Below are 12,249 nucleotides of genomic sequence, written 5' to 3'. Positions count from 1 at the left end.
GGGTCAGACGCCCGAGGTGAGGGCGAGCAGCTTCTCCTTCACCTGCCGGCGGAGCACCTTGCCGATCAGCGACGTCGGCAGCTCGTCGACGACGAAGACGCGGCGCGGCACCTTGTACGGCGTGAGGATGCTGCGGGCGTACTCGCGGATCGCCTCGACATCGACATCGGCCCCGGGGTCGACGACGATCGCCGCCACGACCTCCTCGCCCGAGTGGTCGCTGGGCAGTCCGACGACCGCAGCGTCGACGACCGACGGATGCTGGCGCAGAGCGTTCTCGACCTCGGTGGGGGCGACGTTGAAGCCGCCCGTGATGATGAGCTCCTTGATCCGGTCGACGATCCGCACGAATCCGGCGTCGTCGATCGTGACGATGTCGCCCGTCCGGTACCAGCCGTCGACGAACACGGCCTCCGTCTCCTCGGGCTTTCCGTAATACCCGGAGAAGACCTGAGGGCCGCGCACGACGAGCTCGCCGGCGGAACCGGCCGGGACGTCCTCGGTGGGGTTCTCCGGATCGACGACGCGGCACTCCGTCCCGGGGAGCGGGAGGCCCACCGTGCCGGGGACACGGTTGTCGGCCACCGGGTTCGCCATGAGGACGGGGGAGCACTCGCTCAGACCGTAGCCCTCGACGAGATAGCCGTGCGTCGCGGCTTCGAACGGGACGACGAGTTCGTGCGGCAGCGCCATGGCGCCGGAGATCGCCACTTCGATGCCGTCGAGGGAGACGCCCTTGGCGTTGGCGGCCGCGAGCAGCCGGTCGGCGATGGGCGGCACGAGCGGCAGGAACGTCGCCGGGTGCTTCTTGACCACGTCCAGCACGAGATCGGGATCGAACTTCGGGAACAGCACGAGGCGCGCCCCCATCGACATCGCGAAGGTGAGGCAGAGGGTCAGGCCGTAGGCGTGGAACATGGGCAGCACGGCGTACACGACGCAGCCCTTGCCGCGCTGGATGGACGGGACCCAGGCCTGGGACTGTGCCGCATTGGCGAGGAGGTTGCGGTGGGTGAGGGCGGCGCCCTTCGGCGTGCCCGTGGTCCCCGACGTGTACTGGATGATCGCCAGGTCGTCCGTGCCGGGCTGCGGATGCGAGGCGGGGATCGGGGCACCAGCGACCACCGACTCCCAGAGGACGGTGCCGCGGACGCGCTCGGTCAGCGCCGCCCGCGATTCCCTCGCCTTCGCCACCGGCAGCCGGAGCGCGAAGCGGGTGAGTGCGGGCATGGCGCGAGTGACGTCAACGGACACGAGCGTCGAGACGGCCAGGTCGCTCGGGAACTCCTGAACCGTCGCCACGACCTTGTTCCAGACGATCGCGTGCTTGGCGCCGTGGTCCTCGAACTGCTTACGCAGCTCGCGGGGCGTGTAGAGCGGGTTGTGCTCGACCACGACCGCTCCGAGTCGCAGCACGGCGTAGAACGCCACGATGTGCTGCGGGCAGTTCGGCAGGACGATGGCGACCGGGTCGCCGGCGCGCACGCCGAGATCCCGGAGCCCCGCGGCGGCGCGATCGATCGCCTCCTGCAGCTGTGCGTAGGTGGTCTCCCTGCCGAAGAACTGCAGGGCCGGGGCATCGGGATAGTCCCGCGCCGACGCGGCGACGATGTCCACGAGGGAGCCGCTGACGGGGGCGAGGTCCTCCGGGACGCCGTCGGCGTAGCTGGCGATCCACGGGCGAGGGGGCTGGAACGTGCTCACGCGCCCAGCTTAGGCGGGCCGCGCCGCACCGAGCGGCGGGCGGCTCGCCAACTAGACTGGGGAGCGTGTCTGAAATCACCCCTGATCTTGTGCGCCATCTCGGCGTGCTCGCGCGCATCCAGCTGAACGACGACGAGGTGACGCGGCTCACCGGCCAGCTCGACGCCATCGTCGACAACATCGCCAAGGTGTCCGAGGTCGCGACCGCCGATGTCGCCGCGACCAGCCACCCGATCCCGCTGAGCAACGTGTTCCGTCCCGACGTGGTCGGCGAGACGCTGACGCACGAGCAGGTGCTGCAGAACGCCCCGGACCAGGCCGACGGCCGGTTCCGCGTCACCGCGATCCTGGGAGAAGAGCAGTGAGCGACATCATCCGACTGACGGCGGCGGAGCTCGCCGACAAGCTCGCGACGCGCGAGGTCTCCAGCGTCGAGGCCACGCAGGCGCACCTCGACCGCATCGCCCAGGTCGACGGCGCCGTGCACGCGTTCCTGCACGTCAACGAGCACGCGCTCGAGGCCGCGGCCGACATCGACGCCCGCCGTGCCGCGGGGGAGGAGCTCGGACCTATCGCCGGCGTCCCGCTCGCGATCAAGGACGTACTCGTCACGACCGACCAGCCGACCACGAGCGGCTCGCGGATCCTCGAGGGCTACCGCTCGCCGTATGACGCGACGGTCGTGGCCCGCTCCCGTGCCGCCGGACTCATCCCGCTCGGCAAGACGAACATGGACGAGTTCGCGATGGGCTCGTCGACGGAGCACTCCGCCTACGGCCCGACCCGCAACCCCTGGGATCTCGACCGGATCCCCGGGGGCTCGGGTGGGGGCTCTGCCGCCGCCGTCGCCGCCTTCGAGGCCCCGCTCGCCCTCGGCTCCGACACCGGCGGATCGATCCGTCAGCCTGCACACGTGACCGGCACGGTCGGCGTGAAGCCGACGTACGGCGGTGTCAGCCGATACGGCGCCATCGCGTTGGCGTCGAGCCTCGACCAGGTCGGCCCGGTCACCCGCACGGTGCTCGATGCCGGTCTGCTGCACGACGCGATCGGCGGCCATGACCCGAAGGACTCCACGTCGCTCGACGAGCAGTGGCCGTCCTTCGCGGCGGCCGCGCGCGAGGGTGCGCGCGGGGACGACCTCAAGGGTCTGCGCGTCGGCGTCATCCGCGAGCTCCCCGACAGCGGTTTCCAGCCGGGCGTCGCGGCGTCGTTCCGCAGCGCGCTGGCGCTGCTCGAGGCGCAGGGCGCGGAGATCGTGGAGATCGGTGCGCCGCACTTCGAGTACGGCGTGGCCGCCTACTACCTGATCCTGCCGGCGGAGGCCTCGAGCAACCTGGCCAAGTTCGACTCGGTGCGCTTCGGTCTCCGCGTCACCCCGGCCGGGAACCCCACCGTCGAGGACGTGATGTCCGCCACGCGCGACGCCGGCTTCGGCGACGAGGTCAAGCGCCGCATCATCCTCGGCACCTACGCGCTGTCGGCGGGCTACTACGACGCGTACTACGGCAGCGCGCAGAAGGTCCGCACGCTGATCCAGCAGGACTTCGCCGCGGCCTTCGCCGATGTCGACGTCATCGCGACCCCGTCGGCGCCGACCACCGCGTTCAAGCTCGGTGAGAAGATCGACGACCCGCTGCAGATGTACCTCAACGACATCACGACGATCCCGGCGAACCTCGCCGGTGTCCCGGGCATCTCGATCCCGAGTGGTCTTGCGGACGACGACGGCCTGCCCGTCGGCATCCAGTTCCTCGCCCCGGCGCGGGAGGACGCTCGTCTGTACCGCGTGGGCGCCGCCCTCGAGACGCTGCTCGTGGACTCCTGGGGCGCGCCGCTGCTGTCCCGTGCCCCCCAGCTGGAAGGAGGCGCGCGCTGATGGCCGCTGCCAAGCTCATGGACTTCGACAAGGCGCTCGAGATGTTCGAGCCGGTCCTCGGATTCGAGGTGCACGTCGAGCTCAACACGAACACGAAGATGTTCTCCGACGCGCCGAACCCCGCGAACGAGGCGTACCACGCGGCGGAGCCGAACACCCTGATCGCGCCGGTCGATCTGGGTCTGCCCGGTTCGCTGCCGGTCGTCAACGAGACGGCCATCCGATCCTCGATCAGCCTCGGCCTCGCGCTCGGCTGCTCGATTGCCGAGTCCAGCCGTTTCGCCCGGAAGAACTACTTCTACCCGGACCTCGGCAAGAACTATCAGATCTCCCAGTACGACGAGCCGATCGCCTTCGAGGGCTCGGTGGAGGTGGAGCTCGAGGACGGCACGATGGTGACGATCCCGATCGAGCGCGCGCACATGGAGGAGGACGCCGGCAAGCTCACGCACATGGGCGGCTCGACCGGGCGTATCCAGGGTGCCGAGTACTCGCTCGTCGACTACAACCGTGCCGGTGTCCCGCTCGTCGAGATCGTGACGAAGACCATCTTCGGCACCGATCACCGGGCCCCCGAGGTCGCCAAGGCCTACGTCGCCGCCATCCGCGACATCGTCCGCGGGCTCGGGATCTCCGAGGCTCGCCTCGAGCGCGGCAACCTCCGTTGCGACGCCAACGTGTCTCTCCGTCCTCGTGGCGAGGAGAAGCTCGGCACGCGCACGGAGACGAAGAACGTCAACTCGATGCGCTCGGTGGAGCGTGCGGTGCGGTACGAGATCCAGCGCCAGGCGCAGATCCTCGCCGACGGCGGCACCATCACCCAGGAGACGCGGCACTGGCACGAGGACACCGGGACCACCTCTCCCGGCCGTCCGAAGTCGGATGCCGACGACTACCGCTACTTCCCCGAGCCCGACCTGCTTCCGGTGCAGCCTCCCCGCGAGCTGATCGAGGAGCTGCGTGCGGCGCTGCCCGAGCAGCCCGTCGCCCGCCGTCGCCGGCTCATGGACGAGTGGGGCTTCACCCCGCTGGAGTTCCAGGACGTGCGCAACGGCGGTCTGCTCGACGTCGTCGAGGCCACGATCGCCGCCGGGGCCACGCCCGCCGCGGCACGGAAGTGGTGGACGGGGGAGATCACCCGCCTCGCCAACGCGCAGGAGAAGGACGCGGTCGACCTGGTCAGGCCGGAGAGCGTCGCCGCACTGCAGCAGCTCGTCGATGCCGGCACGCTGACCGACAAGCTCGCGCGCCAGGTGCTGGAGGGCGTGATCGCCGGGGAAGGCACGCCGCAAGAGGTCGTCGACGCCCGTGGTCTCGCCGTGGTCTCGGACGACGGCGCCCTCATCGCGGCGATCGACGAGGCTCTCGCCGCGCAGCCCGACGTGATGGCCAAGATCCAGGATGGCAAGGTCCAGGCGGCCGGTGCCATCATCGGCGCGGTCATGAAGGCCATGAAGGGCCAGGCCGACGCCGCACGCGTCCGCGAACTCATCCTCGAGCGCGCCGCGCAGTGATTCTCGCCCCCGGGCCTCCGTGTCGGAGGCCCGGGGGACAATGGACTCATGGGACACGGTGATGGCAGAGGCCGCATGGTGTCCTCCGCCGACGCCGACGATTCCGGGACGCGGATCCTCCACGTCGACATGGATGCGTTCTACGCCGCCGTCGAGGTGCTGGATGATCCGGGTCTTCGCGGGCTGCCGCTGATCATCGGATCCCCGGACGGACGATCGGTCGTCTCCAGTGCTTCCTACGAAGCACGGCGCTACGGCGTGCGCTCCGCCATGCCCGTGTCGCAGGCTCTGCGGTTGTGTCCCACCGCACGTATCGTCCCGCCGCACTTCTCTCGGTATCAAGAGGTCTCGCGGCAGGTGATGGCGATCTTCGAGTCGTTCACGCCGCTCGTGGAACCGCTGTCGGTGGACGAGGCCTTCCTCGACGTGCAGGGTGTGCGCCGGCTCTGGGGGAGTCCCGCCCGGATCGCCGCCCAGATCCGCGAGCGCGTCCTCGCGGAGGTCGGCATCACCTGCAGCGTCGGCGTGGCCGCGACCAAGCACGTCGCGAAGATGGCATCGACCATGGCAAAGCCCGACGGAATGCTCGTAGTCGCCGAGCACGACACTCTCGCGTTCCTCGCGCCGCGCCCGGTACGGGCGCTGTGGGGAGTGGGGCCGAAGGCGGCGGAAGCTCTGGAAGCCCGCGGCCTCCGCACGATCGACGACCTGCGCACGGCGCCGCCGGAGATGCTGGACCGGGCGGTCGGGCCGGCGCTCAGCACGCGGCTCGCGCAGCTCGCCCGGGGAGAGGACCCCCGCGCCGTCGACACCGAGCGCGTGGAGAAGAGCATCGGCCACGAGGAGACGTTCGACCAGGACATCACGGATCGAGCGTTCCTCCGCGCCGAACTGCTCCGGCTCGCCGATCGCGTGGGCGCCCGCCTGCGTCGGGCCGGGTGGGAGACCTCCACGGTCGCGATCAAGATCCGCTTCGACGACTTCCGGACCGTCAACCGATCGCAGACGCTGAGTGAACCCACCGCGGTCGGGCAGCGCATCGGCGAGGCGGCGCAGGGTCTGTTCGCGCTCATCGAGCGTCGCGACCCGATCCGCCTCGTGGGAGTCCGCGCCGAGAACCTCCGGCCTGCGGGAGGCAGCGCGCTGGCGCTCTGGGATGACGACGAGGGCTGGCGCAAGGTCGAGGGGGCGGTCGACGAGGCCATGGCACGGTTCGGTTCGGCGACGATCAGCAGAGCGCGCCACATCGGACGAGGTGAAGGACGAGGTGCCGCTCGCCATCCGAAGGATCACGGCGTCGATTGACCGCGCGCCGGAGGCCGCCGTCGGCTACCGTGGGAACATGCCGAACATTGCACTGGAACTCGGGAATCAGGTCGCGTCCTTCGGCGTGAAGAGCGCATACGGGGAGCCGCAGGAGATCGACGGTGTCACCGTCACTCCGGTGGCGTTCACCTACGCCGGCTTCGGCGGCGCCAGCGGCGACGGAGGAGAAGGCGGCGGGGGCGGCGGCGTGTCGGTCCCGGTCGGTGTCTACGTCCGTCGCGAAGAGGGACTGCGCTTCGAGCCGAACATCGTGACGCTCCTGGTCGTGGCCGTGCCCTTCGTCTGGGTCACAGGTCGGGCACTCACGCGCATCATCCGTGCCCTCAAGAAGTGACGACGCGGTCGCAGCTGCTCTCTCGCACGCCGCGACACTGATCGTCGAGGACGTCCGCGCACTCGCGGCGTCCAATCCTGTCGTGATCATCGACGGGGGAAGCGGCGCCGGCAAGACCTCTCTGGCTGCGCGTGTGGCACATGCCTGGCCGGTTGCCGGCCGCGTGCAGGTCATCGCGCTGGATTCGCTGTACCCGGGCTGGGACGGACTCGACGGGGGCGCGGAGAAAGCGCTGGAGGGCATCCTCCGCCCGCACGGACGCGGCCTGCTCGGCGCCTGGCGTCGCTGGGATTGGGAGCGCGGCGAGGAGGCGGAGACCCACGCCGTGGATCCCGCACTCGGGGTCATCGTCGAGGGCAGCGGGATCCTGCGTCCGTCCACGGCACGGCTGGCGGATGTCCGCGTCTGGGTGGAGTCCGGGGAACAGTCACGCAAGTCACGGGCGCTCGCCCGGGACGGAGACACCTACCGCCCGCACTGGGACCGCTGGGCGGCGCAGGAGCGCCGTCACGTCGAGCGGGACCACCCCCGCGAACTCGCCACCCGAGTCGTCGAGGTTCCCTGAGCGCGCTCAGCGGAGGGCGTCGGCGTCGCTCTCATCCACGGCTTCGATGAGGAGCTCGAGGCGGTATCCCAGCCAGTCGTACACCGCTTGGCCATCGCCCCCGACGTCGGGCTCGTCGTCGGTGATGCCGAGGCGCGTCGCGATCACGAGGCGGATGGCGGTGAGGGTGCGCAGCCAGGCGTCCACGTGGTCACGGCGCACCACGACATCGCGGGGGATCCGGGCGTCGGCATCGGTCACCTCGGCGTCGGGGTCGAACATCTGCAGCGATGCGCGAACCGTGCGGGCGTCGTGCAACCGCCGGTCGAGGAGGTCCGCGCGCGTGGCGGAGGCGAATGCGGCCGACGCATCGTCGTCGTCCGGGTAGGCGTTCGGGGTCAGCCGGGCCACTCCCGGGTCGTCCTGTTCGGAGTCCCGCAGCACCTCCATGAAGTCATCGACGAGTCGGGCCAGGTGCATCCCCTCGATCGTGGCGACGGAGACGGTGATCGGCGTGGCGTTCATGCGGCCTTCCTGACGGTCGCCCAGAGTCCGTAGTCGTGCATCGCCTGAGCGTGCACCTCCATGGTCTCTCGCGGGCCGGTGGCGACGATCGCGTGGCCGTCGTGATGAACGGCGAGCATGAGGCGGGTGGCGTGTTCGGTCGTGTAGCCGAAGTAGGTGCGGAAGACGCGCACGACGTAGCTCATCAGATTCACGGGGTCGTTCCATACGACGACCTCCCAGGGCTCCAGCGGAGCAGCGAACAGGTCAGTGGTCTCCTCGACCTCGGGAAGAGCGGTCGACATGGTCATGCCCACCCGAGCTCATGCAGCTGCGCGTCGTCGATGCCGTGGAAGTGCGCGATCTCATGGACGAGCGTGGTGTGGATCTCGTCACGGAGTTGGTCGATGTCGTCGCACTGTGCGAGGTGCGGCTCCCGGTAGACGATGATGCGGTCGGGCAGCTCGCCCATCCCGTATTGCGTGCGCTCCGTCAGCGCCAGGCCGTCGTAGAGGCCGAGCAGGTCGAGACCGCCGTCCTCCGGACGGTCCTCCACGACGAAGACGACGTTCTCGAGCTGCTCGACCATCTCGTCAGGCAGCTGGTCGAGCTCGTCGATCACGAGGGCCTCGAAGGCCGCGGCGTCCATGTCCATCCCCTCCAGCCTACGGCGACGGCCGGGTGCTCAGTGCAGAAGGACGAGGAGGGCTGCCACGCCGATGAAGAGGGTTCCGAACACCGTGTTGAGGATCCGCTGTCCCTGCGGGGAGCGCGTGAGACGCCGGAAGGGACGCGCCGCCGTGGCGAAGAACCCCCACATCACCAGGACATCGACGACCACGACCGTCGCGACGAGTGCCAGGTACTGGGGCAGCGGTGGCTGGTCCAGTCGGATGAACTGCGGGATGAACGCGAGGAAGAACACGATCGCCTTCGGGTTCAGCAGGTTCACCCAGAACCCGCGGCGCATCATCGACCAGTGGCTCTCCCGGGCGTCCACAGGATCCGGCGCGTCGTCGAGTGCCGGCGCGGGCCGGGTCAGGATCAACCGGATCCCGAGGTAGACGAGGTAGGCGGCGCCGGCGTACCGGATGACGTTGAACAGGAGATCCGAGCGCGAGACGAGGAGCCCGACTCCGGCGGCGACGATCACCACATGGACGATGAGCGCGATCTGTTGGCCGATGATGCCCCAGATCGAGCGCTTCCAGCCCTGCGTGAGGGAGTTGGACATCGTGTTGATCGCGCCGGCTCCCGGCGTGAAGCTGATCACCACGGATGCGGTGAGAAGGGAGAACCAGACCGCCAGTGACACCAGGACAGTCTAGGGCCGCGCGATCGCGGGGCTGGACCGGCCGAAAGGTGAAGAGGCTCGGACCGAACGGTCCGAGCCTCTTCGAGCTGGGGTGCCTGAGTAGTACGTTCGGCAACTCCGCCCCCAAGACGAAAACCCTGGTCAACCGCCTAGACCGTGGGGTCTACGAGGTCTCTCGACGTCCCCAGAATACCGCTCCGAAGGACGATCGTGGCCCCGTCGTGAGGACTGTCGAGACGGCTCAAACTTTTCTCACCGCCTCCGAAGTGGACGCCCTCGTCGGCGACTACCTCGCCGGGATGAGCGTCAAGACACTCGCCGAGAGGTACGGCATCCACCGCGCAACGGTGTTCTCCCACCTGCGCCGCCGCAACGTGCCGAGCCGCCGCCCGGGGTTGGGCCTCGACGAGAAGGCGGAGGCGGTGCGGCTCGCCCGTGCGGGTGTCTCGATGCGAGCGATCGGTCGTCGGATGGGCGTGGACCGCAAGGCAGTGCGTGCAGCTCTGGTCGAGGCTGGCCTCATCGCGGACAAGATCATCGACGGCGTGTCGTGAAGCAGGATGGTGGTCTGGCTCCGCGCGAGGGCGCATCAAAGTTCGAATGTCAGTGGTCCACCGTAGGCTTGGATTGACGGTACGAGAGCGGCTCGACCGCAGGTGACGGGAGAGTCAAGCATGGCCAAGTCAGTCTTCTACAGCTTCCACTACGACCGCGACGCATGGCGGGTGCAGCAGATCATCCAGATGGGCGCGTTGGAGGGACAGCCCATCCTCAACGCGCAGCAGTGGGAGGAAGTCAAGCGCAAGGGTGACGCGGCCATCAAGAAGTGGATCGCCGATCAGATGGCCTACAAGTCGGCAGTCGTAGTCTTGATTGGCGCTCAGACTGCCAGCCGTCCGTGGGTGCGCCACGAGATCGCGCACGCCTGGGACAACCACAAGCCGCTGGTTGGCATCCGAATCCATGGGCTGGCCGACCGCAACGGCAACACCGACTCATACGGAGAGAACCCGTTCAGCAAGGTGTCGCTCAAGGGCGGCGGCACCGTCGGCGACTACGTGCCGGTCTACAGCCCCAGCGGATCGAACAGCCAGGCCGTCTACGCGGACATCAAGGCGAACATCACTTCTTGGGTCAACAATGCCTACAAACGATCCTGACTGCCCCTTCTGCGAGATCGTCCAGAGAGACGACCCCGATGCCCGCGAGGTCTATCGCGATCAGCATATCGTCGCGTTCTTCCCCCACAACCCGGCAACCCTCGGACACACCCTGGTCATCCCTCGCATCCACGTTCCCGACATCTGGACGCTTGACCGAAGCACTGCAGAACAGCTCGCTGACGCAACAACCCGGCTCGCCGCAGCGGTCAAACGTGCAGTCAATCCGGACGGGCTCAATGTCATCCAGTCCAACGGCAGTGCGGCGAGCCAGACTGTCTTCCACCTGCACATTCATCTTGTGCCTCGCTGGGAAGGCGACCCCATCGGCCACATCTGGCCGCCCGAAAGCAACTACAGCGAGAAGGAGAAGGACGACGCGTGGGAAGCGCTGAGAGTCGAGTGTCGGAAGGCGAGCAACAGTTGAGCACGTCGAGCGCACCCTCTGAAGAAGATCGGCGGAAGCACCTCGACTTCATCCAGGCAGTCGTCACTCGCATGTCCGCTGCGTCATCAAGCGCGAAGGGGTGGCTGCTGCCAGTTGCGACGGCCACCTATGGGTTCGCGCTGATCCAGCACTCCCGGGCGGTAGCTCTGCTCGGACTCGCTGCGGTCGTGCTCTTCATGTTCCTCGACGCCAACTACTTGCGACAAGAACGCGCCTATCGGCGCCTGTACGACACAGTTGCACGGGGCACGCGGGCCGTCCCGCAGTTCTCACTCGACCCATCCGAAGCTGACGATCCGATACCGGCGTCGGCCGGATGGCGTGAGCGAGTCAAGACTGTTGTTGGCCGATGGGTCCCGACCTGGAGCGTTTGGTCTTCGTGGTCGATTCTGCCCTTCTACGGCGCGCTCTTGCTCATAGGAGTCGGCATCTATATCCGCGCCGTCCTCTCCTAGCTGCGGCCCAACCGGGGCCGACCGTGTACCTCGTCGGTAAGTGAAACGCCGAGAGGAACCGATGATGGCCAACTTGAGCGATGTTGCGAGCGACGAGCGCACCGCGAGGATGGTGCTGTCCATGCTCGTCGAGCCCAATGACCCGGTGACAGGACGCATCTTGGCCAGGCTCAGAGCAGTCGAGACGCTTTGGCTCGCTGAGCACGACCGCGAAGTAGTCGGCTGAGCCCAGTGGACGCGCAGGTCTGGCGCGAACGCCTCAGGGTGCCAGATGCAAGGGAGCTCGCCGGGCGAATCGACCAGGTGCACCAATCGGGGGTTCGAGCACTTATCCCAGGCGATAACGACTGGCCTACCGCCTTCGACGATCTTGGTGAAGTTGCGCCCTACGTGCTGTGGACTCGCGGCACGTCGTCCTTCCTCTCGCGTCCGATGAGCGATCTCGTCACGATCACCGGGGCTCGGGCATGCACCTCCTACGGTGAATACGTGGCTCGGGAACTCGCCAGTTCCGTTGCCGCAGAGGAACGAGCTGTCGTCGCGGGAGGTGCCTACGGGATCGAAGGCGCGTCGCACCAGGCCGCCCTCGCTGCAGGTGGCGACACGATCGCCATTCTCGCCAACGGAGTCGATCGCCCGTACCCTGTCGGCCATCGCGACCTGCTTGATCGCGTCGCTGATGTCGGCCTTCTCGTCAGTGAGGTTCCGCCGGGTGCCGTTCCGACCCGACACCGGGTCATCGCCCGAGCCCGGCTGATGGCTGCGCTGTCCTACGCGTCGGTGATCGTCGAAGCGGGTGCTCGATCTGGCTCACTGCTGGTTGCCCAGCGAGCCGACGAGCTCGGCCGACGTGTCGGTGCCGTTCCCGGACCAGTCACGAGCGCCGCCAGCATAGGACCGCACCGCTTGTTGCGCGACGGCATCGCGACCTTGGTGGCGGACACTTCGGACCTCGCCAAGCTCGTGGAGCGGGGCCAGGTGTCACGAGAGCGACTCGACATGGAGCAGGTCGGCCCACCTTCGCCTGCTCCGACGCGCACGCTGTAGCGCGCCGGTCAGCGGTGGA

The 12,249-nt window shown here is 68.3% G+C and carries 16 protein-coding genes; 11 read left to right on the top strand and 5 right to left on the bottom strand.

What is annotated here, in order from left to right; translation table 11 throughout:
• Nucleotides 1–3 precede the first annotated feature (3 nt).
• Nucleotides 4–1,704 (bottom strand): long-chain-fatty-acid--CoA ligase, encoded by a 1,701-nt coding sequence (locus AB0N68_RS11790; RefSeq protein WP_187664013.1) that lies wholly within the window; start codon nucleotides 1,702–1,704, stop codon nucleotides 4–6.
• A 65-nt stretch (nucleotides 1,705–1,769) separates the two neighbouring features.
• Here AB0N68_RS11790 and gatC point away from each other — a divergent pair, with 65 nt between their 5' ends.
• The 6 genes from gatC to AB0N68_RS11760 are packed head-to-tail and all read left to right on the top strand — an operon-like array spanning nucleotide 1,770 to nucleotide 7,322.
• Entirely contained in the window at nucleotides 1,770–2,069 is a 300-nt protein-coding gene (gene gatC / locus AB0N68_RS11785; RefSeq protein ID WP_025103377.1) for an Asp-tRNA(Asn)/Glu-tRNA(Gln) amidotransferase subunit GatC, read from the top strand.
• Nucleotides 2,066–3,583, top strand: coding sequence for an Asp-tRNA(Asn)/Glu-tRNA(Gln) amidotransferase subunit GatA (gatA, locus tag AB0N68_RS11780; protein ID WP_280567102.1), 1,518 nt, complete (start codon nucleotides 2,066–2,068; stop codon nucleotides 3,581–3,583). The genes gatC and gatA overlap by 4 nt, the downstream gene beginning before the upstream one ends.
• A complete protein-coding gene (gene gatB, locus AB0N68_RS11775) occupies nucleotides 3,583–5,097 on the top strand; it encodes an Asp-tRNA(Asn)/Glu-tRNA(Gln) amidotransferase subunit GatB (protein ID WP_280567098.1) in 1,515 nt (504 codons plus the stop codon). The genes gatA and gatB overlap by 1 nt, the downstream gene beginning before the upstream one ends.
• A 48-nt stretch (nucleotides 5,098–5,145) precedes the next feature.
• Nucleotides 5,146–6,402: a DNA polymerase IV gene (dinB, locus tag AB0N68_RS11770; RefSeq protein ID WP_187664016.1), complete on the top strand. Its 1,257-nt coding sequence runs from the start codon at nucleotides 5,146–5,148 to the stop codon at nucleotides 6,400–6,402.
• A 37-nt stretch (nucleotides 6,403–6,439) separates the two neighbouring features.
• Nucleotides 6,440–6,757, top strand: a complete 318-nt coding sequence (locus tag AB0N68_RS11765) for a hypothetical protein (RefSeq protein WP_071328758.1) — start codon at nucleotides 6,440–6,442, stop codon at nucleotides 6,755–6,757.
• A complete protein-coding gene (locus AB0N68_RS11760; protein WP_187664017.1) occupies nucleotides 6,741–7,322 on the top strand; it encodes a nucleoside/nucleotide kinase family protein in 582 nt (193 codons plus the stop codon). Before AB0N68_RS11765 ends, AB0N68_RS11760 begins: the two co-directional genes overlap by 17 nt.
• Before the next feature lie 6 nt (nucleotides 7,323–7,328).
• Here AB0N68_RS11760 and AB0N68_RS11755 read toward each other — a convergent pair whose 3' ends face one another.
• The 4 genes from AB0N68_RS11755 to AB0N68_RS11740 are packed head-to-tail and all read right to left on the bottom strand — an operon-like array spanning nucleotide 7,329 to nucleotide 9,120.
• Nucleotides 7,329–7,826, bottom strand: a complete 498-nt coding sequence (locus AB0N68_RS11755) for a DUF2017 family protein (protein WP_268776352.1) — start codon at nucleotides 7,824–7,826, stop codon at nucleotides 7,329–7,331.
• Nucleotides 7,823–8,116 (bottom strand): ATP-dependent Clp protease adapter ClpS, encoded by a 294-nt coding sequence (gene clpS, locus AB0N68_RS11750; protein WP_268776351.1) that lies wholly within the window; start codon nucleotides 8,114–8,116, stop codon nucleotides 7,823–7,825. The genes AB0N68_RS11755 and clpS overlap by 4 nt, the downstream gene beginning before the upstream one ends.
• On the bottom strand, nucleotides 8,113–8,460 hold the full coding sequence (locus AB0N68_RS11745; protein WP_187664020.1) for a metallopeptidase family protein: 348 nt from the start codon (nucleotides 8,458–8,460) through the stop codon (nucleotides 8,113–8,115). Before AB0N68_RS11745 ends, clpS begins: the two co-directional genes overlap by 4 nt.
• A gap of 30 nt (nucleotides 8,461–8,490) precedes the next feature.
• Nucleotides 8,491–9,120 (bottom strand): LysE family transporter, encoded by a 630-nt coding sequence (locus AB0N68_RS11740; RefSeq protein ID WP_187664021.1) that lies wholly within the window; start codon nucleotides 9,118–9,120, stop codon nucleotides 8,491–8,493.
• Between the two features lie 221 nt (nucleotides 9,121–9,341).
• Here AB0N68_RS11740 and AB0N68_RS11735 point away from each other — a divergent pair, with 221 nt between their 5' ends.
• From AB0N68_RS11735 to AB0N68_RS11715, 5 genes are all read left to right on the top strand, one after another.
• Nucleotides 9,342–9,674 (top strand): hypothetical protein, encoded by a 333-nt coding sequence (locus AB0N68_RS11735; RefSeq protein WP_231559520.1) that lies wholly within the window; start codon nucleotides 9,342–9,344, stop codon nucleotides 9,672–9,674.
• A 120-nt stretch (nucleotides 9,675–9,794) separates the two neighbouring features.
• Nucleotides 9,795–10,280, top strand: a complete 486-nt coding sequence (locus AB0N68_RS11730; protein WP_363332786.1) for a TIR domain-containing protein — start codon at nucleotides 9,795–9,797, stop codon at nucleotides 10,278–10,280.
• Nucleotides 10,261–10,707 (top strand): HIT family protein, encoded by a 447-nt coding sequence (locus tag AB0N68_RS11725; RefSeq protein WP_363332784.1) that lies wholly within the window; start codon nucleotides 10,261–10,263, stop codon nucleotides 10,705–10,707. The genes AB0N68_RS11730 and AB0N68_RS11725 overlap by 20 nt, the downstream gene beginning before the upstream one ends.
• Complete coding sequence (locus AB0N68_RS11720) at nucleotides 10,662–11,183, top strand: hypothetical protein (RefSeq protein ID WP_363332782.1); 522 nt, start codon at nucleotides 10,662–10,664, stop codon at nucleotides 11,181–11,183. Before AB0N68_RS11725 ends, AB0N68_RS11720 begins: the two co-directional genes overlap by 46 nt.
• Nucleotides 11,184–11,414: 231 nt before the next feature.
• On the top strand, nucleotides 11,415–12,230 hold the full coding sequence (locus AB0N68_RS11715; protein ID WP_363332780.1) for a DNA-processing protein DprA: 816 nt from the start codon (nucleotides 11,415–11,417) through the stop codon (nucleotides 12,228–12,230).
• The last annotated feature ends 19 nt before the right edge of the window (nucleotides 12,231–12,249 follow it).

It is taken from the genome of Microbacterium meiriae, assembly GCF_040685015.1.
GTDB lineage: Bacteria > Actinomycetota > Actinomycetes > Actinomycetales > Microbacteriaceae > Microbacterium > Microbacterium meiriae.
The sequence above is the reverse complement of the archived record's forward strand: the minus strand, read 5'-3'. Positions and strand labels throughout refer to the sequence as shown.